22 protein-coding genes are annotated in these 26,716 nt (G+C 41.9%); 10 read left to right on the plus strand and 12 right to left on the minus strand.

All coding sequences use genetic code 11. The annotated features are described in order from the left end of the window. Window positions 1–123: 123 nt before the first annotated feature. A complete protein-coding gene (locus H6550_07580) occupies window positions 124–3,201 on the minus strand; it encodes a DUF2723 domain-containing protein (protein MCB9045984.1) in 3,078 nt (1,025 codons plus the stop codon). A 118-nt stretch (window positions 3,202–3,319) separates the two neighbouring features. Continuing rightward, entirely contained in the window at window positions 3,320–3,760 is a 441-nt protein-coding gene (locus H6550_07585) for an IPExxxVDY family protein (GenBank protein ID MCB9045985.1), read from the minus strand. Between the two features lie 180 nt (window positions 3,761–3,940). On the opposite strand from H6550_07585, the gene H6550_07590 reads away from it, so the two are divergent. The 6 genes from H6550_07590 (at window position 3,941) to H6550_07615 (ending at window position 10,323) form a co-directional block, all read left to right on the plus strand. After that, window positions 3,941–5,212, plus strand: coding sequence for an adenylosuccinate synthase (locus H6550_07590; protein ID MCB9045986.1), 1,272 nt, complete (start codon window positions 3,941–3,943; stop codon window positions 5,210–5,212). An 84-nt stretch (window positions 5,213–5,296) separates the two neighbouring features. Continuing rightward, on the plus strand, window positions 5,297–5,713 hold the full coding sequence (locus H6550_07595; protein ID MCB9045987.1) for a hypothetical protein: 417 nt from the start codon (window positions 5,297–5,299) through the stop codon (window positions 5,711–5,713). 9 nt (window positions 5,714–5,722) lie between these two features. Then, a complete protein-coding gene (locus tag H6550_07600) occupies window positions 5,723–7,027 on the plus strand; it encodes an anthranilate synthase component I family protein (protein ID MCB9045988.1) in 1,305 nt (434 codons plus the stop codon). An 88-nt stretch (window positions 7,028–7,115) separates the two neighbouring features. Further along, a complete protein-coding gene (locus H6550_07605; protein ID MCB9045989.1) occupies window positions 7,116–8,246 on the plus strand; it encodes an acyltransferase in 1,131 nt (376 codons plus the stop codon). 87 nt (window positions 8,247–8,333) lie between these two features. Then, on the plus strand, window positions 8,334–8,507 hold the full coding sequence (locus tag H6550_07610; protein MCB9045990.1) for a hypothetical protein: 174 nt from the start codon (window positions 8,334–8,336) through the stop codon (window positions 8,505–8,507). Between the two features lie 115 nt (window positions 8,508–8,622). Beyond that, a complete protein-coding gene (locus tag H6550_07615) occupies window positions 8,623–10,323 on the plus strand; it encodes a hypothetical protein (protein ID MCB9045991.1) in 1,701 nt (566 codons plus the stop codon). On the opposite strand, the gene H6550_07620 is transcribed toward H6550_07615, so the two are convergent. From H6550_07620 to H6550_07635, 4 genes are all read right to left on the minus strand, one after another. After that, window positions 10,315–10,548, minus strand: coding sequence for a 4a-hydroxytetrahydrobiopterin dehydratase (locus H6550_07620; protein ID MCB9045992.1), 234 nt, complete (start codon window positions 10,546–10,548; stop codon window positions 10,315–10,317). The two genes, H6550_07615 and H6550_07620, sit on opposite strands and share 9 nt — an antisense overlap. Window positions 10,549–10,599: 51 nt before the next feature. Beyond that, on the minus strand, window positions 10,600–10,989 hold the full coding sequence (locus H6550_07625; GenBank protein ID MCB9045993.1) for an SET domain-containing protein-lysine N-methyltransferase: 390 nt from the start codon (window positions 10,987–10,989) through the stop codon (window positions 10,600–10,602). A 61-nt stretch (window positions 10,990–11,050) separates the two neighbouring features. Continuing rightward, complete coding sequence (locus H6550_07630; GenBank protein MCB9045994.1) at window positions 11,051–11,524, minus strand: septal ring lytic transglycosylase RlpA family protein; 474 nt, start codon at window positions 11,522–11,524, stop codon at window positions 11,051–11,053. Window positions 11,525–11,593: 69 nt separating this feature from the next. Further along, window positions 11,594–13,384 (minus strand): DEAD/DEAH box helicase, encoded by a 1,791-nt coding sequence (locus H6550_07635; GenBank protein ID MCB9045995.1) that lies wholly within the window; start codon window positions 13,382–13,384, stop codon window positions 11,594–11,596. A gap of 309 nt (window positions 13,385–13,693) precedes the next feature. Here H6550_07635 and H6550_07640 point away from each other — a divergent pair, with 309 nt between their 5' ends. Next, window positions 13,694–14,737, plus strand: a complete 1,044-nt coding sequence (locus H6550_07640) for an endonuclease/exonuclease/phosphatase family protein (GenBank protein MCB9045996.1) — start codon at window positions 13,694–13,696, stop codon at window positions 14,735–14,737. On the opposite strand, the gene H6550_07645 is transcribed toward H6550_07640, so the two are convergent. Together H6550_07645 and H6550_07650 are read right to left on the minus strand one after the other, a co-directional pair. After that, a complete protein-coding gene (locus tag H6550_07645; GenBank protein MCB9045997.1) occupies window positions 14,734–15,855 on the minus strand; it encodes a hypothetical protein in 1,122 nt (373 codons plus the stop codon). The genes H6550_07640 and H6550_07645 overlap by 4 nt on opposite strands. A gap of 341 nt (window positions 15,856–16,196) precedes the next feature. Further along, window positions 16,197–16,664 carry a hypothetical protein gene (locus H6550_07650; protein MCB9045998.1) on the minus strand — a complete coding sequence of 156 codons (468 nt, stop codon included), beginning with the start codon at window positions 16,662–16,664 and terminating at the stop codon, window positions 16,197–16,199. A 383-nt stretch (window positions 16,665–17,047) separates the two neighbouring features. On the opposite strand from H6550_07650, the gene H6550_07655 reads away from it, so the two are divergent. Genes H6550_07655 through H6550_07665 form a run of 3 tightly spaced genes read left to right on the plus strand, consistent with a single transcriptional unit; the run spans window position 17,048 to window position 20,675 of the window. Then, window positions 17,048–18,571, plus strand: a complete 1,524-nt coding sequence (locus H6550_07655) for an MBOAT family protein (GenBank protein MCB9045999.1) — start codon at window positions 17,048–17,050, stop codon at window positions 18,569–18,571. A gap of 6 nt (window positions 18,572–18,577) precedes the next feature. Further along, the gene (locus H6550_07660; GenBank protein ID MCB9046000.1) at window positions 18,578–19,528 is read left to right on the plus strand and encodes a hypothetical protein; all 951 of its coding nucleotides are present in this window, start codon (window positions 18,578–18,580) and stop codon (window positions 19,526–19,528) included. A gap of 31 nt (window positions 19,529–19,559) precedes the next feature. Continuing rightward, window positions 19,560–20,675 carry a glycosyltransferase family 4 protein gene (locus tag H6550_07665; protein ID MCB9046001.1) on the plus strand — a complete coding sequence of 372 codons (1,116 nt, stop codon included), beginning with the start codon at window positions 19,560–19,562 and terminating at the stop codon, window positions 20,673–20,675. Between the two features lie 12 nt (window positions 20,676–20,687). Here the strand turns inward: H6550_07665 and H6550_07670 are convergent, their stop codons facing one another. The 4 genes from H6550_07670 to H6550_07685 form a co-directional block, all read right to left on the minus strand. Next, window positions 20,688–21,443 carry a response regulator gene (locus H6550_07670; GenBank protein MCB9046002.1) on the minus strand — a complete coding sequence of 252 codons (756 nt, stop codon included), beginning with the start codon at window positions 21,441–21,443 and terminating at the stop codon, window positions 20,688–20,690. A gap of 8 nt (window positions 21,444–21,451) precedes the next feature. Continuing rightward, window positions 21,452–23,770 carry a histidine kinase gene (locus H6550_07675; protein MCB9046003.1) on the minus strand — a complete coding sequence of 773 codons (2,319 nt, stop codon included), beginning with the start codon at window positions 23,768–23,770 and terminating at the stop codon, window positions 21,452–21,454. After that, window positions 23,701–24,486: a hypothetical protein gene (locus tag H6550_07680; GenBank protein ID MCB9046004.1), complete on the minus strand. Its 786-nt coding sequence runs from the start codon at window positions 24,484–24,486 to the stop codon at window positions 23,701–23,703. Before H6550_07680 ends, H6550_07675 begins: the two co-directional genes overlap by 70 nt. Window positions 24,487–24,626: 140 nt before the next feature. Further along, window positions 24,627–26,609 carry a von Willebrand factor type A domain-containing protein gene (locus H6550_07685; GenBank protein ID MCB9046005.1) on the minus strand — a complete coding sequence of 661 codons (1,983 nt, stop codon included), beginning with the start codon at window positions 26,607–26,609 and terminating at the stop codon, window positions 24,627–24,629. Between the last annotated feature and the right edge of the window lie 107 nt (window positions 26,610–26,716).

Here is a 26,716-nt window from a genome sequence, read left to right on the forward strand (position 1 = left end):
CCGTTGGTAGATTACCAACGGGAATTTTTGTTTCAGGACGGTATACATACAGCACTGAACAGATGAAAATAAAAAGGCCTCCCGTGAACAGGGAGGCCTTTCTGTATTATTGTTTATTAGTGTTTAGCGAACTTTTGCGGCCATCATTTGCAATTGAGCTTCCAGTTCTTTTGCTGTCACAGTGTCTCCGGTTTGTCCGGCTGTTTGAGAAAGGCTACCAACTATCTGCATTTCACGCCTTACATCACTTTGCATAGTTCCGGCCCTGCGGTCTTCACTGAGTGTTTCGTAATAATTGAGCTCATCAGCTGCATTTTTAGCCAGTTTCAGTGCCATTTCGCGGCCTGTCTCTTTATCGCCTATGTTGTAGTAACCAATAGCCATATAGTATGCCGTTGCATCGTACTGGTAAGCGCTTTCTGAGATGCCTTTCTTCACCTTGTCCAGCACTTCTTTAGCTTCTTTAGCTTTACCATTGGCATATAGTTCCATAGCAACGCGGCTGCTGTTTATCCTGTAGGCTGCAAACATCAACCTGTTCTTCTCGTCAAAGTATACATCATTGCGGTCAGCATTGCCCCATGTATATTGGTTGGCGAATAGGTCGTAACATTTATCCAGGTTCACGCTGCCCATTTCGCCCATCAGAGATGGTGATTTGTTAACCTGCTTGTAAGGCATCAGTCGGAATACCACACCTTCCAGTTTCATATAATCGTCCATGCCTATATAATTGTCACCAGGCAAGCCACCGCTGAAGTACACAGGCCTTTCCCAGCCTTCTGCTGCTATTGCAGCGATTATATTGATGGCAGCCAGGTCGTCCTTATAAGCAATATCTTTAGGGAATGTGAACCTCACATCTGTACTGATATAGTTAGTGTCAGCCGGAGATACAAGGTGCTTGGCTACCAACTCGTCTTTGCTGAGTGCCGGCAGGAAGAAGTTTTTAGACGGCAGGAAGTTTTCCCTGCTGCCATCAGACATCTGAACCTTAGCATCCGGGTTGTCAGAAATGATAAAGTTACATATCTCGTTAAGGTTGAAGTACCTGTCAGAAGGTATCTGTGGAGACTTTACATAACGCATGTAATTTCTGCGGTCGCCCACATAGTCTTTCTTCTGCCATACCATAGGTACAGGCATAGCATCATTTATGCGGTTGGTCAGTTGCTCTATATACCAATCGATACCCAACAGGCTCATATTGATGATGCGTACGTCTGTCCTGTATCCTTCTACTTCCTGCAAATACCAAAGCGGGTAAGTATCATTATCACCAAATGTGAAGAGTATCGCATTCTTCTCACACGAGCTCAGTACGTTAGTAGCTGTAGAATGTGCCAGTGTTTTCTTAGAGCGATCGTGATCGTCCCATTCTTCCTTGGCCATAAGGGCAGGAACGGCTACCAGGCAAAGTATAACTGCCAATGCACTACCGGCGTTCCCTTTCAGGAATTTCTGGAACCATTCATTAACCATTAATACACCGAGGCCTATCCATATAGCAAATGCATAGGTTGACCCTGCAAATGCATAATCCCTTTCACGTGGTTGAAGCGGGGACATATTCAGATAGATGGCAGTAGCGATACCTGTAAAGAAGAATAATACCAGCACTGTATAACCATCCCTTTTGTTCTTGTTGAACTGGAATATCAGCCCGATGATACCCAATGCGAAAGGCAGCATATACAGCTCATTCCTGGAAGGAGTATTCTTATATCCATCGTTGTAGCCTGTGGCTGTACGGGCATCTATATCTCCTTTGCCGAACAGTCCGTTGTCAATAGCTGTGATACCTGATATCCAGTTACCATTCTTGGGGTCTCCTTGTCCTTCAATATCGTTCTGCCGTCCGGCATAGTTCCACATAAAGTATCTCCACCACATCCAGTTGATCTGGTAGTTGAAGAAGTAGTTAAAGTTGTCGGAAGAACTGGGCGCTTCGTTTTGTGCCAGTCCCAGGTATTGCCTGTAGAAATTGATATGTCCGGGGTCGTTATAGTCCCATATACGGGGGAAGAAACGTTTATCTGCATTGTCAAATACAGGTTCTATTTTATTACCTACTGTTTCGTAAAAATCTTTGCCATCCTTTTTAGAACGGATATAGCGTTGGCCTGTTACATCATAGTTGATCGGCCTTTTATCAAAATCAGGGCCAAACAACAAAGGTTGAGAGCCAAACTGCTCACGCTGAATATAAGATACGAGGCTTATGGCGTTATCAGGATTGGTCATATCTATAGGCGTATCAGCCCTGGAACGGATGAGCGGTGCCAGGTAGCTTGTGAAACCAATGATGATGAATATCAGGCAAAGCATACCTGTGTGTGCCAGGTACCAGCCTTTGCGTTTTACGAATATAACACCCCACGCCAGTACAGCTATAAGTAATGCGATGAATACGAATGCGCCTGAATCGAAAGGCATGCCAAAGCTGTTTACAAACAGCAGGTCGAGTTTAGATGCCAGTATGGGCAGGCCTTGCAGTACACCAAATTGTATCAGGCCCAGCAATGCGCAACCTACCAGGAAGGCGATGACAGTACCAAAGGTGGTGACCTCATATTTTCTGAAATAGTATACCATTGCAATAGCCGGTATTGCCAGTAAGTTCAGTAAGTGTATGCCAACTGATAGCCCCATCATATATGCGATGAATACCAGCCACTTATCGGCACCTGGCTGGTCTGCCACATGCTCCCATTTCAGTATAGCCCAGAATACGAGTGCTGTAAAGAACGAAGAGGTAGCATATACCTCAGCCTCAACAGCAGAGAACCAGAATGTATCAGAGAATGTATATGCCAGTGCGCCGATAACACCTGCGCCCATGATCATGATCATCTGGTTGTTGCCTGGTTCTCCCTCCCTGCCAATAACTATCCTGCGGGCAAAATGCGTAATGGTCCAGAACAGGAACAGGATGGTCAATCCACTTGCAATAGCTGACCATGCGTTCATCATCATAGCCACCTTATGGGTGTCAGAACCTGCCAGCAGGCCGAAGAGCCTTTGTATCATCATAAACAGCGGTGCACCCGGCGAGTGTCCTACCTCTATTTTGTACGCACAGGAAATGAATTCTCCGCAGTCCCAGAAACTGACGGTGGGTTCCATTGTTAAAATGTAGACGGTTGTGGCTATGAGGCCGGTGATCCAACCAACAAGGTTATTTACTTTGCTAAAATTCATGCAAGATTTAGTTTGACAGGCAACAAAAATAGAAAAATACAGTTACGCACATAACGGCAATTAACGAATTAACATAATTCTATTATTTTATTGCTGTCGGTTTAAAGATATATTAACGCTATATAATCAGGTGGTTCAGGTTTTTCAAGCGGTCTGGTGGAATGATCTGTGCCAGTTGTATCTCAGGAAGGTTACGTAGGTTTTCAGTGATCATACGTGCCTCCTCATTGGCTGTAGGACTGCATATCAGCCAAAGATAGTCCAGCTGTTTTATTTCAGGCAGCAAAGCTTTCTTTTCGCTCCTGAGTTGGTATAGCAGGTGTTTGCAGCTACTGTACGGTACCTCATATTGATAGAGCGAGAAGAAGTGGATATGATCTTTTGCGGGGCGGTACTCTACATCATATTCCGGTTCGCGTACAAAATCAAAATCAAAATCCCGGTTTATAGCCCAGCAAAACCTGTAGCCGGGCATGGCACTACCAATACCTATCATAGCTGTATCCGAGAAAAAATCCTCGGTAGCGCCACTCATATTTAGTACCAGTTTCGAAGACATATTACAAATCTAAGTGAATAATCAGGCAGTGATAAATTGTTTTTGCCATAATTTTATTTTTTTTGAAAAAATAAGCACTCGGTATTATACATTTGCCGAAGATTACATTTTTACTAATTACATACAGGGAAGCGCGTTTCTGATACGAGCGGCTTTTTTATTTGTATTAATATATTACATATGGTAGACGTTTTGCTGGGTTTGCAGTGGGGTGATGAAGGCAAAGGAAAAATAGTAGATTACCTTGCTGCCAATTATGATATAATAGCGCGTTTTCAGGGTGGTCCTAATGCAGGCCACACGTTATACATAGAAGGTAAAAAGGTGGTGTTGCACACTATTCCTTCGGGGGTATTTCAACCACATTGCCTGAACCTTATAGGTAATGGTGTTGTCATAGACCCGGTTACACTAAAGAAGGAGATAGAAACAATAGTAGCGCTGCAACCTGACCTGTTGAGCAGGTTGTTCATCTCTCAGCGTGCACACATTATTACACCAACACATCGTGCGCTGGATGCGGCATCAGAAGCAGCAAAAGGTAAAGAGAAGATCGGCTCTACACTGAAAGGTATTGGCCCTGCATATATGGATAAAACAGGCAGGAACGGCCTGAGGGTAGGTGACCTGGTGAATGAAACAACATTTAACGAAAAATACAGGAAGCTTAAGGATAAACATATTGAACTGTTGGGACAATATAACCACGAGGTAGATATCACTGAGTGGGAGGAACAGTTTTATGAAGCAGTAAAATTTCTACGCACATTAAACATTGTGAATGCTGAATACTGGCTGGATAATCATCTGAAAGCAGGTAAAAAGGTGCTGGCAGAAGGTGCCCAGGGCAGTATGCTGGATATTGATTTCGGAACCTATCCTTTTGTTACTTCATCTAATACAATTGCTGCCGGTGTTTGTAATGGTTTAGGCGTGGCCCCCTCCGCAGTAGGCGAAGTATTTGGTATTACTAAAGCATACTGTACACGTGTTGGTAGCGGACCATTCCCTACAGAACTGGAAGATGAGACTGGTGAGAACCTGCGCAAAGCAGGTAATGAATTCGGTGCTACTACCGGCAGACCCAGGCGTTGTGGCTGGATAGATCTTGTAGCCTTGCGGTATGCAGTAATGCTGAGTGGTGTTACCCAACTGATAGTTACTAAAACGGATGTTCTGGACAACTTTAACCCCTTGAAGGCAGCTGTGGCGTATATAGCTGACGGTACTGAGACAAAAGAAATGCCTTATGACTTGTGTAATACAAAAGTTGAGCCGGTATACCATAGCTTTAATGGTTGGGAAAAGCCTATAAATGATTGTACTACATATGAAGAAACACCTAAGACCTTTAAGGAGTATTGTGATTTTGTAGAACAGTATTTAGGTACTAAAATTGCATATATATCAAACGGTACAGGGCGCGATCAACTATTGAAAAAACTTTCTTGAAAAAAAACTTTGTATCTAAAAAAAAAATAAGAATTTAGCCTAAGCAATTAAAACATGTTAAGCAATCAAATTAATACGAGTGCTATGAAATCAGAAACACTAACCAGGGCGGAGCAAAAAACAACGGGACAATCCGCTACTTCATCTGTAATGATAGATGTTACAGGTGTATTAACAACTGAACTATCTGAAGTAGAGATAACAGAGGAGAACAGTGATCTGTTGGAACGTATCTTCAACACGCCGCTTGCTGCAAAATCGACGGACGACGACGACGACGATGATTACGATGACGAAGATGACGACGATTTTGGTGATGATGATTTTGACGATGACTTTGAAGATGAGGATTTTGAAGAGTTCGATATGCCGAAATCAAAACCCGGAACAGCGGCAGGCAAAAAGAAGGCTAAAGATGATGACGATTTTGAACTGGAAGAGGACTTCGATGACTTGGGGGATTTTGATGATGACGATGATGACGATGATGACGATTTTTAATAGTCCTTTTTGAGTTTGCAAAGAAATAAAGCAATATATACTATTGCCGAAGGGCAATGTGCTATTATTAAAACAAGAATGCTGAACTGGTCACAACGGTTCAGCATTCTTGTTTTTCTTGATAGCAATAACTATCGCGACCCATATAGTCGCTTTGAGTGCCTGGGCGGGTTTGGTACAGGCCATGTTGTTACTGAACGGGACGGAATGGAAGGAGCATCAGCTTTTCATGAAGAACATAAAGACTGGTTATTCGGCCATATAAACTACGATTATAAGAACAGGCTGGAGAGGGGACTGAAATCAAGGCATGAGGCTGTTAGTGGTTTCGATGATATTTGTTTTTTTCAGCCGGAGATAGTTTGTTACATCACTACGGATAAAGCGGAACTGGTAATTGAAACCTTAACCACAGATCCTGACGGTGTGTACCGTGAGATAATGAATACGTCGGCTGAAATTGATGAGACAGTACCAATTGTTAGTTTTCAGCAGACAACATTACGAGAAAAGTACCTGCAAAATATAGACAGTTTGCGTAGCCATATAAAAGAAGGCGACTGTTACGAGATAAACTATTGTAATGAATATCATGCAGAGGGGGTGACGTTGCAGCCACTTAATGTTTTTTCAAAACTGAATGGCCTGTCGCATGCGCCATTTGCTGCTTACTACAGGAATGGTAGTGCATACCTGATGTGTGCCAGCCCTGAGCGTTATATTCGTAAGCAGGGCTACGAGTTGCTGTCTCAACCCATAAAAGGTACAGCCCGCAGGGATAAAGACCCCGAAACTGATGAAACGATCAAACAGTCACTCAGCAACAGTATTAAGGATAAGGCCGAAAATGTAATGATAACCGACCTGGTACGGAATGACCTGGCACGTAGTTGCGTGCCGGGGTCAGTAAAGGTGAAAGAACTGTTCGGTATATATAGTTTCCCACAAGTACACCAGATGATATCTACCGTAGCTGGCAGGATGAAGGAGCACGCTCTATTGATGGATGGAGTACGGTACTCTTTCCCGATGGGCAGTATGACGGGTGCCCCCAAGATTAAGGTGATGCAATTGGTGGAGCAGTACGAGGATAAACGAAGAGAGCTTTATTCCGGCACAATAGGATATATCTCCCCGGAAGGTAATTATGATTTCAATGTAGTTATCCGTAGTTTATTCTACAATTCAGCCACACTGTATTTAAGCTACCAGGCCGGTGGCGCGATAACATACGATAGCAGCGCAGAAGGGGAGTGGGATGAAATGCGGCTGAAGGCATGGGCCATGGAACGTATATTTAATGCGGATAGCTGACCTTTGGCTAAAAGAGGTTTCAAGGATGAAGGAATAAGCCACAGTTTTCCTGCATTTACATATCTTAGTTGTGAAAAACAATAGCTACATGCCTGATACAGAGCAGTCCGCAAAACCCGAATTACATTTACGATACCTTGACTCCGTGAGGGGGATCGCTGCCCTGATGGTGGTATTTTACCATTTTCTTAATTGGGATTATAAGGATAAGCTCTACATGAAGGTGGCTTCTATCGTATTTAATGGGGCTGATGCAGTGTCTTTCTTTTTTGTACTGAGTGGTTTTGTGCTGTCTTACAAATACGTTGTACTGAAACATAAACTGGATGTACGCAAGTTTTATATCAACAGGTTCTTTCGATTATGGCCGGCTTTTTTTATTGCTGTTATTACCAATGCATTGTATCATCAGCGACATGAGCTTGACTTTCATAGATTCATTGAGTTGTTTATTTATAACAAATATGGCTTCTGGCAAGAGGCTGCACTTATCCGCCCCGCAGACCATGTATATTACTTACCTGGCTGGACGCTGACCATTGAACTGGTTATGTCGTTCTTTATACCATTTGTTGTGTTAATGGCGCATAAAGACAAACGATCTGTATGGTGGCTGGCCGGCTTTTTCTTTTTTATAGGTACAGGCATGTTTTGCAGCGGAATGTTTATCGGGCATTTTATTTTCGGCGCGCTGGTGGCTACCTATTATTATTCTATCACTAATGATTCATTCGAAAGATCATGGTTTTTCAGGAAAAGGTATATCGTATTAACAGCAGGCATTATACTTTTTTCTGCCAGGCACCTGGAGTATATTTTTGGCACCAATTGGTTCTATGATGAAGTGATATTTAAATTCTTAGGTTACGAGGTCTCTTATCTTACCGGGTTGGGTTCGTTTATCATACTGGTATACATAGTGCATAGCCGCAAGGCGCAAAGGTTGTTGGAGCACAGTATTCTTACGTTCTTCGGTAGGATATCGTATGGTATATACCTGATGCACTGGCTATTAGTGACGGCCATATTTGACCATAGGGCTCGGTTGTCGGCCTACTTCCCTGATGAGAAAATAGCATTTGTATGCCTTTTGTTAATTTGTGTAGGGCTTACCATACTGCTGGCCTATATTGTATATCGTTTGGTTGAGTTGCCATTTATACGCCTGGGTAAGAGAATAACGAGCAGAATGAGACCTATGTTTGTTATAGAGCCCTGATTTTCAGACGTATTCGACTCTATCTGTAAAATTATTTTTTTGTCGTAGATTGTTTTTTTTCAGGATGAGTAGTATATTCACATTAATATGAAGAAGACATTATTCATCTCGGGAGTATTGACTATAATGATTGCTATGACGCAATCTTGTGCACCAAAACGCAAATTGCCTCGCCCGCAAAGGCATCCGACTCCGCCTAAGAAGTTTGTATTCCAGCAAGCTCCTGCACAGCAGGCAGACGTGGTTTTGTATACTGCATAATCAGTTGAAGAAATATTCCTGCTACCATAGCTCCTATGGTAGCACTTTTGCATTCTCTCTTACTATGTTGTGTTATCTTTAGCCAATGTATACAAGGTTATTGATCTTTTGCTGCATGATATTATGCAGCTTTTCTCTGTTTGCTCAACAGTTTACAAGTCCTCATGGTTTGGAGCATGTTGATCGTAATCCGGACTATAAGTCAGTTATAGATTTCTATAAACAAATTGCCGGTGTAAACAAGAATGTTAGCCTGAGAACTGTCGGGGCTACGGATACTGATGAGCCGTTGATGGTTGTATTCTACTCAGGCGACGGGAAATTCAACACAATAAACTGGAAAGAAGAGGGTAAGACCATAATCCTGATCAATAATGCTATTCACCCGGGAGAACCCGACGGTATTGTCGCCAGTATGCAACTGCTTTGGGATGTTTCACATAATGTGATCAAAATTCCCGGCAATATTGTACTTGCCATAATACCTGTATTCAATATCAGCGGGGCAACACGCCTCAGAGAGCATTCGCGGGCAAATCAGAACGGCCCGGCATTGACGGGATTCAGGGGTAATGCCCAGAACCTGGATCTTAATCGTGATTTTATCAAAATGGATGCCAGGGAAACACGTAGTCTGGTATACCTTTTTGATCTGTTGAAACCTGATATACTTATCGATAATCACGTCAGTAACGGAGCAGATTACCAGCACATAATGACCTTGTTGAGTACACAACATAACAAGCTGGGTGGCCCCATGGGAAAATACCTCAACTCTACATTTGAGCCGGCTATATATAAAGACATGAAGAAACAAGGTTATGACCTGGTGCCTTATGTAAATGTATGGGGAACAACGCCAGATAAAGGCTGGCCGTCATTTCTGGAAATACCAAGATTTTTGAGCGGGTATGCCGCCATTAAAAATACTTATGCATTTGTGGCAGAAACACACATGCTGAAACCTTTTTCTGTACGGGTAAGGTCTACATACGCACTCATGCACAGTATTATTGATTTTGCGGCTACTCATGCTAATGAATTGTCAGCAACGAGGCTTGAACAGGCTGACTGGATAGCTAAAAGCACAGAGTTGGCAATTGATTGGGCAGTTGACACAACTAAACCGACTATGATAGAGCTGAAAGGGTATGAAGGTGGCATGAAACCCAGCGACATTTCGGGACAGCCCAGGTTGTATTACGACCGCAATAAACCATTTGTGAAGCAAGTACCTTTTTATAATACTTGTACTGTTTCGCATAGTGTTACCGTGCCTGTAGCATATGTCATTCCGCAAGGTTGGAACAAAGTAGTGACACGCCTGAAACTGAACGGAGTGAAGATGGAGCAACTTAATAATGATACTGTACTGGCATTGACCGTTTACCATATTACCGGGCACAAAACAGGACCCGATCCCTACGAAGGGCATTACCTGCACACAGATGTAGAGGTGAGTAAGGATAAACAGCAATTACAACTGAGAAAAGGTGACTACATAATACGTACAGCACAACCGGCAAAGCGTTACCTGGTAGAAGTATTAGAACCGACCGCACCTGATGCTTTCTTTGCATGGGGATTCTTCGATGCCATACTTCAGCAAAAGGAACACTACAGTGCCTATGTATTTGAAGACCTGGCAACTGAGATGCTAACAAAAGATGCCGGACTGAAAGCATTATATGAACAAAAGAAAATGGCTGATCCTGAATTTGCAAAGGACGGTAATGCCCAGTTACATTTCATATACAACGCTTCTGGCTACCACGAGCCGGAGCATATGCGCTATCCTGTATTCAGGTTAGAATAGCTTGTCTATCGCTTCTGCGAGTTTTCGGTCCTTATCTGTAACAATGTCACCGGCTTCGTGTGTGTTCAGGCGTATGTCCACTTTGTTCCATACATTACTCCAGTTAGGGTGGTGTTCATGCTTTTCGGCAATTAATGCTACTCTTGTCATAAAAGCAAAGGCTTCTGAGAAGTCTTTAAAAGTGAAACTTTTTCTCAGTTCGTTATTTTGTTCTGTCCATGCCATAATAACTGATTTATTTTGTAAGCTACAAATTTATTGCAGGCTTACAGTTGACTATTTTGTATCAAACCACACAGGCTTTTCGTTGTCCCAATCGCCGTTGTAGTTCACGGTCAGTTCTTCGCCGGCTGCTACATCACTTATGGTCTTTACCATCATTGTCTCAGCTGAATAATCCATAAAATATTCGCAGTTGGAAGCAGTGGAGTGGTTGTACACGGATATATAACCTTGTGCCATGCAGCATAAGTTTTTTCCATCAGGTTTCCACTCAAATATATAATCATGCAGCAGGGTCTGGTCCAGAAGCTTACGTTCATCAGCGGTCATTACTATCACAGGCGACACCTCGATAGTGGTGCCTGCGGCAAGTGGAATGTTCGTGAACACACCATTGCCTTTGTCTTCCGTATGCTGTACAAAAATGCCTTGTAGTATTTCCATGTAGTTATAAAAAGAAGAAGCCCTCCTGTTTTAAGCAGGAGGGCTTCTTTATTAGCGTTTGTTACATTTCGTTTACTTGTTCAGCTTCGGCAGCAGCAGCTTGTCGTTGTGCCAATATACCCTGCATGCCTTCGTCCTCCGAAACAATTTCAACCTTTACTTTGGCAAGTCCCTGGTTATGATAGCCGAGTTTTTTTGCACATACGCTCGCCATATCAATGAGCCTTTTATTATTCTTGCTCATACGGTCATTGATGCGTACATAAAGGTATTTGCCATTGCTCAGGTTGGTTACTTTAACATATGTATTGAGCGACAAAGTATTGCTGGCTGCCGTAAACTTATCATTACTGAATATCTCGCCCGTAGACGTTGGCCTGCCTACGAACTTATCGTGGTAGTAGCTGGCCACACCTTTGGATACGGCTTCGTCAGTAATATTCCTGCCCACAATTTCCGGATCTGCTTCAGTAGTCTGAGCAAACGAAAATTGCGCTAAGAATAAAACGGTTAAAACAATAAATATGAATCTCATGATAACATATTATTAATTGGCAGCAAATGTACTGCAAATTTTTAATATTGTACCTATTAATATGTTAAATTAATCCTTGCTGTGGCCTTTGTAACTCGGTCTTTTTTTGCCAAAGTCCTTATTGTCAGACCTTTGTGAATAACTTCTTTCTCTATGTCCTTTCCCGCTTTTTTCTCTGTTCCCACCTTTAAATCCTCCACCTGACCTGCCGCCTGAACGACCACCATATGCTGCGCCACCACCTGAGCGACCGCCCTGTGCCTGGTCGGCTTCTTCGATACGTATCTTTCGGCCGTTAACTTTTTTCTGCGAGAGTGCGGTGATGATAAAATCAACTGCAGTACCCGGAACATTGAAAAAGCTGCTTAATTCTCTAACCGTTATTCTTTGTATCAGGTTGGACTCTATATCTGTAGCGCCAACTACCAGGTCCAATAATTTCTTGCTGGATGAGATACCGTCTTTTTCACCCATATTCATAAACAATCGCACACTGTCACGATTGCCCCTTGCCGATTTTTCGCCACCATCATAACCTGCATTCAGATCTTTGGCATGGTGATAAGCTCTCATGGTATCTTCCAGTTGCAACCATATTAACCTGCGTATCAGCTCATCCTTATCCATATCTGCAAAGCGCTCATGAATAGAATTGAGATATACTTCGGCAAAGTCTTTCTGTGGCTCAGCAGTGGCTATCTGCTCCAGGTGGAAGAAAAGGCGCTTGCGCACTACTTCAGCACCATCAGGAATATCGCTGCGGTTGAATCGCTGTTTTACCAGTCGTTCAATCTGGCGGATATTAGATATCTGTTTCGGAGAAACAATAGACATACAGATACCTGATTTTCCGGCGCGGCCGGTACGTCCGCTACGGTGCGTATATACCTCAGGGTCGTCGGGCAACTCATAGTTGATAACGTGTGTTATATCATTTACGTCAATACCCCGTGCTGCCACATCTGTAGCAACAACTATCTGCAAAGCCTTGTTTTTAAAACGTTCCAGCACTTTAGTACGCATACTCTGGTCCATATCTCCGTGCAGCGGGCTTACATGATAGCCCATCTTCATCAGTTTCTCAGATACTTCCTGGGCGTCATTTTTAGTGCGGGTAAAGATGATGCCATATATACCCGGAGTAAAATCCAATAGCCTGCGTAATGTTTCGAAACGGTTGTGATGATTCGTTACATAGTATTGGTGGTCAATATTCTCGTTGAGCGAGTTTTCAGCTGCTACGGCAAATTCCTTCCATTCACTCATGAAACGCTTGGCTATCTTACGCACGTCGTTTGACATGGTAGCTGAGAACAGCCAGGTGTATTCACGCTCAGTGGCAGAAGATAAAATGAATTCGATATCCTCGCGGAAACCCATGTTCAGCATTTCGTCCGCTTCATCGAGCACTACATATTTCACCTGGTCTAATGATACAGCTTTGCGCTCCAGCAGGTCGATTAGACGGCCGGGAGTAGCTACGATCACTTGTGTGCCGGATTTCAGGCTACGTATCTGTCCACCTATGGACACACCGCCGTAAACTGCTGTGGTGTTCAAGCCACGCATATACTGCCCGTATTTCTGAAATTCCGTCTCTATCTGCATACACAATTCACGTGTAGGACTGAGAACTAATGCCTGCACATGTTTCTGTGCAACGTCGATGTTGTGCAATAGCGGAAGTCCGAAGGCGGCAGTTTTGCCTGTACCCGTCTGGGCAAGGCCAATAATGTCGTTTGGAGTAGAAAGCAGGAAAGGCACTACCTTTTCCTGAATTGGCGTAGGGTTTTCAAACCCTAATTCCGATACGGCACGAGTCAATTCTTCTCTCATCGAGAAGTCTTTGAATGTTACCATTTTAATAAAGAACTTAAATTTTTAATTAAGGGCGCAAAGGTACGGGTAATAATTGACAATAAGCAAAATACTTTATTTTATTGGTATTTAAGGCCGAAATAGTAACTCCGTTTTTATTTGTTATTGGGTGTTTTTCCCCTGTTTTTTCTCATATATATTACAGAATTTGCAGTATTGATCATACATCAATCAACAACGATGAGATACTATTCTGTAAAAACTGAAATAGCCGATAAGAAACGCAGGCACGATATGGTAGGGCATCTTATAGACCTGAAAGCTGACCTTGCCAAAGCTGTACCGGAAAAGATATTCAATGAGAACTTGCTGGTAGCTACATGGAATATCAGGGATTTCGGCTCTAATAAATTCGGGCATGGGCATCGCTTGCCGGAGAGTTATTTTTATATAGGTGAGATATTATCTGCTTTTGATGTGATAGCGGTACAGGAGGTAAGTGATGATCTTACAACCTTTCAGAAGCTTATGTATATCATGGGCCCTGATTGGGACTACCTGCTGACAGACGTTACAGAAGGAGCTCCCGGGAATGGGGAACGTATGGCCTTCATATATGACACCAAGCGGGTGAGTTTTAAAAAAATAGCCGGGCAGATCGTTTTGCCCAAAGGCAGTGAAGTAGAAGATAGCCAATTTGCACGCACACCATACCTGGTAGCATTCCAGGCAGGGTGGTTCAAGTTTCAACTGTGCACAGTTCATATTTACTACGGGGCCGACACAGGTAATGCACTTAAGAAAAGGGTGGGAGAAATTGCAGCTATTGCACAATTTTTCGGTAAGAGAGCTAAGCGAAAGGAAGAGAACCTGATACTATTAGGTGACTTTAATATTGTAAGCCCGACGCACCAGACCATGGAAGCGCTGGAACAAAATGGATTTATTATCCCCGACCATATTAAGAATAAGCCGGTTACCACAAATATGGGTAAAACCAAGTATTATGACCAGATAGCCTATATGGAAAAGAAGGGCGAAGTCTTGTTTGCTGCCAATGATAATAGTTCAGGTGCTTATAACTATTATGATAAGGTTTTTTCGGACGAACAGTATGAGTACTTCAAGCCTGAAATATTGAAGATTATTATGGGTAAGATGTCTGATCTGCAAACGGTATTGAACAACACTACGTCTGCAACAAAACAAAAGTCAACGCAAAAAGCAATAGATGATCTCAGATCCATGGCCGGTGATGACAAAGAACTCAGGAAATATTACGAAAAAAAGTGGCGAACATTCCAGATGTCAGACCACTTGCCAATGTGGGTTGAACTAAAGATTAACTTCAGCAACAACTACCTGAATATTGTGAAAGCCGAAGCGGGGGATTAATTACTCCTTTTCTTTTTTTTCTTTTTGTTTGAATGGACTGTAACAGTTGCTGCAGTGGACTTGTTTTGCTTGCTTGCCTGGGGTGGGTACTCAAAATTATATATAGCACGGGATAACTTTAAAAACAAAGCACTATTTCCCATGTACAAGGCTATAAGAGGGAAAGCCTTGAACAATCCACGTTTAGCGGTTGTGATATTGAACCATTTAGTAACATAAATGAGCATTGGCAACCCTAAATAAATGACCAGTATACCAAATAGTAGCAGGCGGGCTTCTTTATTAAATGAACGAAAGAATATGGCATCAATTAATAGAATAAGTAAGAAGAAATATATGAAGTATCCATACAAAGCAATATTAATGCCACCGAATATGAGCCTTGAATTGATCTTACTCAACCAACCGAAGAAAGAAGTTGCGGGCGAAAAGTTTAATTCAGCACCCAGGTTAAGGCCGGGTGGAAGGTAGTATTTTACAAAAATGTCGATCCATATAAAGTAGAAAATAAAAGGTACTGCAAGGAATAACACGAGGTTGATGATTACCCTCTGAATGCTTACTTTTTCCTGCCATAAACGGAAGAATATATAAGGTGTTATCAAACCTGCAAATATCAGTGTTTCTACACGAATGAAGGTGGCAAAACCAAACATAAGACAGCTGTAAAGAAAGCATGAATTTTGTTTGTGCTCAAAGTATTGGTTCAGGAAGTAAAAACCGGCGAAAAAGAATACCATGTTACTGTAATCCCATAACAGTATGTATGTATAGCCATAAAGCTCCGGAATTGAGATGAACAAAAGGGTTATTAAACCGGCTAATACAGGGTGTAGTTTTTCTCTCAAAAGACTGTATAGCCATGTCAGAAAACATAAAACAATGATTGTTAGCCATACCTGCCCAAAAGGATGTACCAGTAATTTGTATACTATCTGAAGGTCACTGATGAAAGGAGGTTTCAATAGGTTGGGTGTAGCCTCCAGAAGATTCATACTGAAAACAGAATTGTTCAAAGTATGTTCTTCTATCGCATATTTTGCCAGGGCTTCCGGGCCAGAAAGGACATCTCTTGCATTGGGCGGAAAATAATAAGTACGCCATATACTTGGTATCATAATGAATACCAGAAAGAGAATAAACAGCACTTCATACAAGGAGGGCAGTTTATACTCCTTGTTTTTCAATTGTAATATTGAAAAATTATACCTTTTAAATGGTATTGCAAACAGGGCAATTGATATCAAAGATATAGATAGGATAATGTTGGTTTTTGTAATAGGTATGTGAGCAAGCTCAATGAGCATTGGCACCAGGGATATTACCATGATCCCATTCAACATTGCCAGGACAATAGTATGTAACGTTTTTTGCTTTATGTTAAACAAAGCCAGTATGCCTCTGCCGGCAACGAATTGTGTTGTTAAAAGAAATATTAAGCCGGGGATATTCATGACGATCAGGTGTTTTTGTAAATTTCAATCACTTTACTTACTTCTGTTGAGTCTTTCAAAGGTTGATATATAAACTCTTTGCCATTATGTATCAGGCACCCCGTGGCTTTATAAACATCTTTGCATTTAATAGTTGTTGTTTTGAGACCGGTAAAATAATAACAGACCACAGGTTCGGGGATCAGTATTCTTGCGTCTATTTTTTTATAATATGATTGTGGCGGTAATAATACCAACGGGTCAGATTTATCTTGCTTTTTTATGAAATCTGTAATTGTGACGATGGCAGTATAAGATGATTGCCAGCGAATTTCTTTCCGCTCCTCCAGTTTCATATGTTCTGTCTGGGTCGCAATTTCTTCTGCAAAAGAAAGTATACGGTTCTCCAGCCATTTTTTATTGGCCGGGATATTCAAATATATGATCACAACAAAGGTGGTGATTAGTAAGATGATGATTTGCCGGTTGTTCATGATGTGCAAACTATTTACTGATCTTAAACTGTAATGACGTATTTCAATTTGAAAAGGTTAGTATGATAAGTAACTCTTTAACAGGATAATAATGTCAATAAAAGATGTTTTTAATAGTTGGTTTTAGTAGTTGGTTAATAATTATCTAGTATTTGCTGGTTTTTATTAATCTACTGTTACAGTGATCGAAATGCTGAAATGACTGTTGTCGCGAATAATTTGTATTTCAGGAGTTGTTATCGCGATGTTATCGCGTAGCAAATCAAATGTTATCAGCAGGTTGTTTTTTTGGAGTAGGGGGGTGGTGGAGTGTATTTTTACCCGAAACACACCAGGTCTGTTTAGACAATATTCCTGGATCAAAACAAAAGTAAAAACGCACGATGTTATTTAATTCGTTTGAATTCCTGCTGTTCTTTCCGGCAGTGGCCATACTGTTTTTTCTTTTGCCTCACAAATTGCGCTGGCTGCATTTGTTGATGGCAAGCTTCCTCTTTTACATGGCATTTTTGCCGGTATATATATTAATACTGGCAGTCACGATCGTGGTAGACTACTTCGCCGGTATCTATATAGAGCGTAGCGCTGGCAGTAAACGAAAGTGGATATTGGTAGCAAGCATTGTTGCTAACGTTGGTTTCTTATGTTTTTTCAAATATTATGATTTTATCATTGGCAACCTGAATACTGTAATTCCCTTCCACATACCTGTAATGGATGAATTATGGATATCCTCAGTTATCGTTCAGTGGAATAATTATGTCAACCATTTGTTCAATACATCTCTTGGAACAGATTTTCCGATCCTGCAGAATATTATTCTACCGATAGGCTTGTCATTCCACACTTTCCAGGCCATGAGTTATACTATAGAGGTATATAAAGGCAGGCAGACAGCTGAGCGCCACTTTGGTATTTATGCGTTGTATGTGATGTTTTTCCCACAATTGGTAGCGGGGCCAATTGAACGCCCGCAAAATGTTATTCACCAATTCCACGAGAAAAAATATTTTAATACTGAGAACCTGATAACCGGAGCCAGGCTTATTGCATGGGGGCTGTTTAAAAAGGTAGTGATTGCAGACAGAGCCTCATTGTATGTAGATATTGTGTATAGCGACCCATCTGCATACCATTGGTTAAATCTACTTTTGGCGTCACTGTTCTTTACTATACAGATCTATTGCGACTTTTCGGGTTACTCTGATATAGCTATAGGTTCTGCCCGTATTATGGGCTACGACCTGATGACCAATTTCAGACGCCCATACTTTGCAACAAACATCAAAGAGTTCTGGAGTAAGTGGCATATATCCTTGTCAACATGGTTTCGCGATTACCTGTATATACCTCTGGGCGGTAACAGGGTAAAATACAGTCGTTACCTCCTGAATATTGCTATTGTATTTGTAGTGTCAGGTATTTGGCATGGAGCTAACTGGACCTTTATAGTGTGGGGCGGGCTGCATGCAGCCTACCAGGTTGGGTATATCGTTTATGAGCGATATGCGGATAAAAAGGGCTGGAACAGGGATACCTGGCTGGGTAACTTCTTGGGGTGGTTTGTAACATTTGGTGCCGTAGTTTTTGCTTGGATATTCTTCAGGGCAAAAGATCTGAACCAGGCGTGGTTGTTTATCCGCAATATGATGACGTTTCAAACCCCGGCGCCATTTAAAATGACGTTACTGGCTGCTGATGAACGAAGTGGCTTTGGCATAACCAGTATGTTGCTGATAGCGTTGTTTGGTACGGCCTTGCTATATGTAGAAAAGTATTACAGGTCAGATCTGTCTGAGTTGAATAACAGGCCAAAAATGGACCTTGCATTTATAACGCTTACAGTGGCAGCTACTATAGTATTTGGCGTGTTTGTCAGAGAAAGCTTTATATACTTTCAATTTTAGAGGAATATGAAAAGGAATTATTTATTAAGACTTACAACATCACTGGTACTGGCAATGGGAATCTCATGGCTGGCGTACAACGGCGTTATATGGTCGGACAGAAAATACTTTCATTCTATTGCCAAAAACGAGTTTGTATTTCTTGAGGATACAACCACTTATGATATATTATTGCTGGGTTCCTCCCGTGTAAAGAACATGGTCAATCCAAGGGTGGTTGATAGCGTCACAAAGCTCAATAGTTTCAATGCCGGGGCCAGTGGAGCGAATGCCCTGGAAATGAAAACGATACTTGAATCGTATTTGCTGCAACACAGGCCACCTAAATATATGGTATTGACACTGGACCTCTACTCGCTGGAGAATGACAGGTCATTGCAGTATTATCCTTCATATATTACCTGCGCAGCATCGTCGCCAATAGAAAAAGCTTTGAAGAATGAAGGTGTGCACACTTATCTATATAAATACCTGCCTTTCCTCAAACTGGTTGAACTGAATGACTACTATAAGGGTATAGTTGTTAAATCATTAAAAGGACAAACGGATATTGGAGACGGCGATTATTATTATAAAGGATATGTAAGTAATACAGATGTAGAAATTGAAAAAGATGAACTGAAACCACTTCGTTTTTTCGGAGTAACACAAGAGGGCATTGATGCCGTAGGGGATATTATTAATATATGCAGGCAAAAAAATATAGAGCTTGTATTAACCTATGCACCAGAGTACAAAAAGTTCATTATACGTGGCACACCAACACCTGAGCGCATATTCAAGGTGTATGACTCAATTGCAACTGTGAACAATATTCCTTACCTGAGACATGAGAACCTGGCCTTGAGCACGGACCCACAACTTTTTGCCAATAACGGTCACCTGAATAAGAGAGGGGCGGATGTGTATTCCGAAGTATTATCAGAACAATTAATAACACTCGGGTTTATTCAATAAACCCAAACAAGAAATAAAAAACACACGATCAATGAAAAAAGTATTCATTTTTTCAACATTGGAGATAGCTCCATGGGGAGGTAGCGAGCAAATGTGGTCAGATGCTGCACTCAAGTTGTCTGATATGGGTAACAAGGTCATGACCAATACCATGGAGTGGCCCAAAGTACAAGACAAACTGCAACAGATAAAAGAGCATGGAGGCCTTTTGAGTTTCAGACCTAATTATCATATAAAGGGCAATATTACCGATAAGGCATTGAATAAGGTGAAAGACATAGGCTGGAAAAGAGCTGTTGCTTCTTTTGATCCTGATGTGATATTGATAAGCGAGGGTGGTGCTTTTGATAATGCTATTATGCAGCACGGTCAATGGCTATTGTCGCTCAAAAAGCCTGTATATATCATGTCGCAGTTTTTGCTCGAGTATGAATATATTCAACCGCAAAGAAGAAGTTTTTTCATCGACTATTTTCAAAAAGCGAAGAAGATATTTTTTGTAAGCAACAGGAACAGAACTGTGGCAGAACGAACTATAGCAAGACATATTGATAATGCTGCTGTTATAAAAAATCCTATTAAGATAAAGAAAACAACGGAAAAGTATCCTGCTACTGATGTGTACAATATTGCTGTTGTGGCCAGGCTGGAGTCTGACGTGAAAGGTTATGATATAATTATTGAAACCTTTGCCCGGCCGCAGTGGAAAGACAGGAACTATGTAGTTAATGTATATGGTTCAGGCCCGCACGAAGAGTACATAAGAGAGTTGGTTGCATTCTACGGCCTGGAAGAGAAGATCAACTTTATGGGTTTTGAAAATGATGTTGTGAATATATGGAACAAGAATCATATCCTGTTATTGCCTTCAAGAGGCGAGGGGACACCATTATCGCTACTGGAGGCTAATTATTGCAAAAGAGCTGCTGTTGTTACTGACGTAGGAGGCAATGCAGAGGTGATCACAGAAGGGGTGAATGGTTTTGTAGCGGAAGCACCCGTCCTTACATGCGTGGCAAATGCTATGGAGCGCGCATGGTCCAGGAGAAAAGACTGGGAAGTAATGGGCCTTGTTGCCAAACAGAACATAGACAATATGTACCAGACTGACGCAGTTGAAGAGTTGATAAAGGAAATATCCTGCTGATTGTCAGCAGGATCATTTCCTTTTTACGAATGAAACAAATTCAAGGAGCTCCTGTATCCGGTCGCCGGAAAGAGGGATCTCGGTATTGTCATTCATGATAATGTATCCGCCGTCTGATTTTATATACCCTGTAATGTATTGAACGTTGACCAGGTAGGATTTATGACACCTGAAGAATGTGTTTTGATTATCCAGGGTATCTTCTATGTTTTTCAGGGTACGGCTGATGACCATTTTCCTGCCGTCAGTAAAGTGTATTTCGGTATATGAGCTGTCAGCCTTAAAGAATAATATCTGGTCGAGTTCAAGAAACTTAACAGTATTTCCTTCAGGTACCGCAATTTTCCTTATTCCCTGTTGAGATAAATTCTCCTTTAATGTCTCGTATGCTTGTCTGTTCCGGTCTGTCAGTTTTTTAAAACGTTCAATAGATTGCTCTAGATCTGATGGCTCTATCGGTTTCAACAAGTAGTCTATTGCCGATAATTTAAACGCACGTATGGCATACTGGTTGTAAGCAGTTGTGAAGATAATGGCAAAGTCTATTTCATCCTCGTCAAAGAACTCCAGCAATTCAAGACCTGTATGTCCCGGCATCTCTATATCAAGAAATACAAGGTCAGGCTTATATTTCCTGATGGCTTTTACACCGTTGGGCAGGTCAGCACAATCAGCAAGCACTTCCACGTTCGGACAATACTCTTTTAGCAGGCCCTTCAGCAAATTACGTGCCATCAGTTCATCATCAACGATTATTACTTTTATCATGTCGTATGTTATTCTTTTATCAATGGTATGGTTATACTGACAGTGGTTCCGGCTGGTCGGTCAAACTCGTCTGATTTATCAGTGTATACTACACCTATATTTTTGTTCTCTTTATTTAATATTTCTATGCGTTTCATGGTCGCCTTTGTTGCAAAGGACTTATGCTTGTCTGTTCTGATCTTGTTCAGTTCCATGCTTTTCTTCCTGCCAATACCATTATCGTCAATTATTATGGACAGATTACCTTTATTTTTGCAGAAATAAACTTGTAATGTCTTTTCTCCATTTTTATGTAATAATCCGTGTTTAATTGAGTTCTCAATATAAGGTTGCACGATCATGGAAGGTATGCGGGTGATCTCCGGGTCAATACCCTGTTCTGTATTTATTGAATATTGAAATTCATTATTGAACCTTACTTTTTCCAGGTCGAGGTAAAGTCTCAAGGCGTTGATCTCTTCAGCCAGGGTAATGGTCTCTTTCTCGGTCATTTCCAGGATCGTCCGGGTGAGTTTTGAGAATTTTGAAAGATAGGTAGAAGCATTTCTTTTATCGTCGGCAATGATGAATGCTTGTATCGTATTAAGTGCATTGTAAAAAAAGTGCGGGTTCATTTGCGAACGGATGGAAGTAAGCACCGATTTATGCAGGTTGCGTTCCAACTCTACCTTGTCCGTCAATAGTTGGTTCTGTTTTTTTAACAGGCCTGTCTGCCATCTATAATAGGTATAAGCCAGCGACACCACCAGAAACACGACCATGGTAAGGAACCATGCTGTATTCCAGAAGGGTGGTTGTATGTTAAGGGTTATTGTATCGGTTGGAATTATTGAAGTTTCCCCGGATAATTCTCCTATGTAAAAAGCAATTTTATAATTTCCCGGAGATAACGATGCAAGCTTCAATGCACCCGAGGCTTTTGAGTTGTGTGTCCATTTCCCATCGTTTATTTTATAGTATAATGAATGTGCGTCAGGATTTCGATAGTATATTATTGAATATCTTATCTCGATATTGTTTTCATCGTATCCCAGGTCATGACGTTTTTGTGGTATGTACTCCCGGCTGTTGATGCTGATGGAAGTGATGTTGAAGATAGGTGCTGCCGCTATGGTATTTTCTTTTGCAGGTGTTGTGATAATACCCCGGTTGGTAGCAACCATCAGCAAATCTCCTAATGGCTTGATGTCCCTGATCTCTTCGCTCTTGATACCCCTTAGTATTCCCGTAGAAATGAGTGAACCGCTCCGGGAATTGTATTTTTTAATACCGCGGTCTGTCATCACAATAAGTTCATCATTCACCGGGCACATTCTGTATAAATGCAGGCCTTTACTATCTTTTACTGTTGTTACCTGGTCGTTGCTGTCAATGACCAGTAGTGTGTTCGTTGCCGTAATGGCAAATATCCTGTGGTCAAACAACTCCAATTGCGTAGCATAGATCTGCTCATTATCAGACGTCACTTCTCTAATGGAAATATTATCCGGTGTAATCTTGTACAGGCCGTTGTTGCCGCCGAAATATATGGCTGAGGTATATGGTGAGTATGCAACAGAACTAAATCTGTAGCCGGTAAGGATATGTGCCACTTTCCCATCCATATCATGGTGCGAAGATCGGAATAGCGAATCCCACTTACTACGGCCACCGGAGTGTTTCTGAATTAATCCGGCAATGCTTGTGCCGCTATATGCATAATATTTATCGTCAATGGGTATTATCCCTTTAATAGCCCTTGAATAGAAAAGCGTGGGCCTGAAATTTTGGTTAAGCACTTTCAGCGATTGTGCCACTAGCATAAATTCACCGCCATATGGGTCTCTTCTGAAGGCTAGAACGTCATGAGAAAGACTATCTCTATACCTGAGTAATAACGTGTTGTTATCGTGGTTGAATGAATATACCTCATTCTTATTTGTGGAAATGTAGACTTCGTCTTTGTTGGTAACAATAAAAGATGGGGAACAGTTACGCATTTCTGTCAACCTCATGTTCAGGTCAGGCACAAACATTATTCCTTCGTTCAGTGTGCTGAACCAATAATTACCTTCCTTGTCATTAAATACGCCTGAAATATTTTTATCCTTAAATAATGGCTTGTTGTCGTTTGCAGGGTACCCTTTTGCATCAAAGGCTAATGTGCCGGCTGTACTGCAAAACCAGTAGTAGTTGCCGGAAAACATGGCAGCCTGTACATACCGAATTCCCGACACGTCAAAATTAACTTTGTTGACTCCGCCTATTAGCTCGTATATTAACCCATGGAAATCTCCCTTGTCCATGGTGAAAATACGCCCCTGGTTGGCAAGGACCGGGTAGCCCATATACAAATCCTGTTTTTTGATGTCGTTACTGGAGCTAATCGTAAACAATGTTCACCTAATGTTACATAATAGGCATTGTTACCACACACAGAGTTGACATATAATGAGGTGGAGTCGTTTACACGTTTCTTAAGTTTAAGTGTCCGGATGTCGAAAAAGTCAAAACCGTTTTTCCCGATAACTACCACCTCGCTGTCTACAATGCCAAATGGAGTAAATCCTATTGTTTCGTTTTGGGCACGAAGCGGGTACAAACTGTCATTTTCAACATAGTAAAGATATCCGTCAAAATTCTGGTACCATATACGCCCCAGCTTATCTTCAACAATATTTGTTCCTGGCTTTGAGGTCTGTTCGTGACAGGTATAGGTCTTGAATTCATGACCGTCATATTTAGTCAGCCCTTCGGCATGTGCTATCCAGATAAAACCCTTGCTGTCTTGTGTAATGTGATAGACCGTATTTGAGGGTAACCCTGTATTAGTGCTTATAGGTATGTAATATGGGTCTTGTCCATACGTACAGGCGGGCCCGGCGCATAAGAGAATGATTATTACTATGGCATTTCTCAAGTGCATGTGAGCAATGTAATAAATATAGCTTTCGCTTGCACCTGTGGTTAGCAAAATGTCTTTTATGGTTAGTAAACGGCCTTTCACTAACCGGATCGTGTATTTGACTGACTCAGGCGTATCGCAGCCATAATTAGTCACCATATTGCAGGTACAAGAAAGGACGCGAGTAATAAAAATGCAAAAGAGGTTTATTGCCCTTGTTTTAAAAGCAATAAAACACCCACATGAAACGTAAGCGGGCGGCTAGAAAGCCGCCCGTACTTTTTATCTACCGTCCTTACCTAATTCTCTTCTGCAAACCAACCCACCAGCTCCTCATCTTCCTTTGTTACCTTGGTTGGCGTTAGTTTCCGGGCAATTTTTACCAGTTTTAGGTATTCTGCCCTGTATCCTTCATTGTCGTCTCCCTTGCCGGCCTTTCCCAGGGTAAGCACCTTATCGTAGGTAGAGGTGCCTTTGTAGGCAGAGTCTTTCAACAACATCCCGAACATGGCTACTGAACCGGCAAATTGTATATCAGGACGCGCCTCGGAAATGTTGTGCATGTTATTGGCTATTACATGAGACATTTCCATGCTTGTTTTGCCATTAGGCCTTTTATACCTGAACTTCACTGTTGCCAGTTCCCCTGTGATATTGCCCGGTTGCATACCCTGGTATTTCAGGTCGGATACATCTCTTATTTTGCCAGACCTTACGCCTGCAGGGATGATCTCATATATGATAGTCACACTATGGCCGGAACCCATATCTCCTGCATCTTTTTTGTCATCTTTAAAATCTTCTTCGTTCAACAACCTGTTCTCATATCCTACCAACCTGTATGCTTGCACCAGCGCCGGGTTGAACTCGATCTGTGTTTTTACATCCTTTGCTATGGTGAAAACAGTACCTCCAAATTCTTTAACCAGTGTTTTCTTTGCCTCTTCTATGTTGTCAATGTATGCATAGTTGCCGTTCCCTTTATCTGCCAACACCTCCATTTTTGAGTCTTTGTAATTACCCATGCCATATCCCAGGCAGGTCAGGTAAATGCCGCTTTCTCTTTCTTTTGTTATCAGTCTTTCTAATTCGTTGTCTCCGCTTATTCCGACGTTAAAGTCGCCATCAGTTGCCAGCACTATTCTGTTGTTGCCGCCACGTATATAATTGTCATTCGCTATTTTGTAAGCCAGTTTAATGCCCGCGCCACCTGCTGTTGAACCTCCTGCCTGCAGCCTGTCAAGTGCCTCATATATAGCCTGTTTCTGATCGCCGGGGGTGGGCGGAAGCACCATGCCTGCACTGCCAGCATATACCACTATCGCTATTTTGTCTTTTGCACGCAGGTTATGTGCCAGCAGTTTCAGCGATTCTATTACCAGTGGTAGTTTATTTGGGCTGCTCATAGAACCCGACACGTCTACAAGGAATACCATGTTCGAAGCGGGTAGAGTTTCTACAGCCATTGTCCTGGCTTGCATACCTATGTGCAGTAATTGATGGTCCGGCTGCCATGGGCAATCAGTGAGTTCAGTAACAATGGCGATGGGGTCGTTACCCTCTGGTTGCGGGTAGCTATAATTAAAGTAGTTGATCATTTCCTCTATACGCACCGCGTCAGCAGGAGGTAGTTGCCCTTCATTCAGAAACCTGCGTATGTTACTGTATGAGGCCCTGTCCACATCTACCGATATAGTGGATAAGGGATTTGCTTTTACGGTTTTATAATCATTCTCCGGTTCTTTCTTGTAAGATTCCACGCTGGGGTTGTAGTATACAGGGTTAGCCAATACTGTCTTTTGCCTGCCACGCCTGCCCGATGCGGTTGATACCATATTTGACGTATTCCGGGTCGGCATGCTCTCTAATTGATCAGACATAATGGTCGTATTACTTCCACTGTATTTATCTATCAATGGTACTTTGTAGTCGACAATAACTATCTCATCCAAAGTTGTTGACGGGTTTAACTTGAATTTTACTTCAGTGGGTTTGCCAACAGACACTATTATACCAACTGTTTTACTCTCCTTATAGCCTATGTACTTTACAGTCACATCATATCTGCCTGGCTGAAGAGGTTTGATCACATAATTTCCATCAAAATCGGTCGTCGTTCCGCCTTTCATAATTCCTCCCTGGAATGCCTGTACTACTGCAGAAATTACAGGTTCACTTCTGTCATCTACTACGTTGCCCACAATAGAGCCCGAGGTGCCTTGTGCAGCGAGCCTCACTCCAAAGGTGAGTATGATCACGAGCATTTTAATCATCCGTTTCATAAGCTTGTATTTTTTCAGTTAATCATCTGATTCTAATCCTTGATTCAAATGTCCTGTGTTTTCCACAAATAAACTTTCAGTTTATATGAATGTGGCTGTCTTGTGAC

This window comes from Chitinophagales bacterium (assembly GCA_020636495.1).
Classification (GTDB): domain Bacteria; phylum Bacteroidota; class Bacteroidia; order Chitinophagales; family Chitinophagaceae; genus UBA5543.

Excerpts from the sequence above, each read along its gene's own strand:
- H6550_07580 (MCB9045984.1), bottom strand. The coding sequence starts at position 3,201 with ATGAATTTTAGCAAAGTAAATAACCTTGTTGGTTGGATCACCGGCCTC.
- H6550_07585 (MCB9045985.1), bottom strand. The coding sequence starts at position 3,760 with ATGTCTTCGAAACTGGTACTAAATATGAGTGGCGCTACCGAGGATTTT.
- H6550_07590 (MCB9045986.1), top strand. The coding sequence starts at position 3,941 with ATGGTAGACGTTTTGCTGGGTTTGCAGTGGGGTGATGAAGGCAAAGGA.
- H6550_07595 (MCB9045987.1), top strand. The coding sequence starts at position 5,297 with ATGAAATCAGAAACACTAACCAGGGCGGAGCAAAAAACAACGGGACAA.
- H6550_07605 (MCB9045989.1), top strand. The coding sequence starts at position 7,116 with ATGCCTGATACAGAGCAGTCCGCAAAACCCGAATTACATTTACGATAC.
- H6550_07610 (MCB9045990.1), top strand. The coding sequence starts at position 8,334 with ATGAAGAAGACATTATTCATCTCGGGAGTATTGACTATAATGATTGCT.
- H6550_07615 (MCB9045991.1), top strand. The coding sequence starts at position 8,623 with ATGATATTATGCAGCTTTTCTCTGTTTGCTCAACAGTTTACAAGTCCT.
- H6550_07620 (MCB9045992.1), bottom strand. The coding sequence starts at position 10,548 with ATGGCATGGACAGAACAAAATAACGAACTGAGAAAAAGTTTCACTTTT.
- H6550_07625 (MCB9045993.1), bottom strand. The coding sequence starts at position 10,989 with ATGGAAATACTACAAGGCATTTTTGTACAGCATACGGAAGACAAAGGC.
- H6550_07630 (MCB9045994.1), bottom strand. The coding sequence starts at position 11,524 with ATGAGATTCATATTTATTGTTTTAACCGTTTTATTCTTAGCGCAATTT.
- H6550_07635 (MCB9045995.1), bottom strand. The coding sequence starts at position 13,384 with ATGGTAACATTCAAAGACTTCTCGATGAGAGAAGAATTGACTCGTGCC.
- H6550_07645 (MCB9045997.1), bottom strand. The coding sequence starts at position 15,855 with ATGATACCAAGTATATGGCGTACTTATTATTTTCCGCCCAATGCAAGA.
- H6550_07650 (MCB9045998.1), bottom strand. The coding sequence starts at position 16,664 with ATGAACAACCGGCAAATCATCATCTTACTAATCACCACCTTTGTTGTG.
- H6550_07655 (MCB9045999.1), top strand. The coding sequence starts at position 17,048 with ATGTTATTTAATTCGTTTGAATTCCTGCTGTTCTTTCCGGCAGTGGCC.
- H6550_07660 (MCB9046000.1), top strand. The coding sequence starts at position 18,578 with ATGAAAAGGAATTATTTATTAAGACTTACAACATCACTGGTACTGGCA.
- H6550_07665 (MCB9046001.1), top strand. The coding sequence starts at position 19,560 with ATGAAAAAAGTATTCATTTTTTCAACATTGGAGATAGCTCCATGGGGA.
- H6550_07670 (MCB9046002.1), bottom strand. The coding sequence starts at position 21,443 with ATGATAAAAGTAATAATCGTTGATGATGAACTGATGGCACGTAATTTG.
- H6550_07675 (MCB9046003.1), bottom strand. The coding sequence starts at position 23,770 with ATGGGCTACCCGGTCCTTGCCAACCAGGGGCGTATTTTCACCATGGAC.
- H6550_07680 (MCB9046004.1), bottom strand. The coding sequence starts at position 24,486 with ATGGTGACTAATTATGGCTGCGATACGCCTGAGTCAGTCAAATACACG.
- H6550_07685 (MCB9046005.1), bottom strand. The coding sequence starts at position 26,609 with ATGAAACGGATGATTAAAATGCTCGTGATCATACTCACCTTTGGAGTG.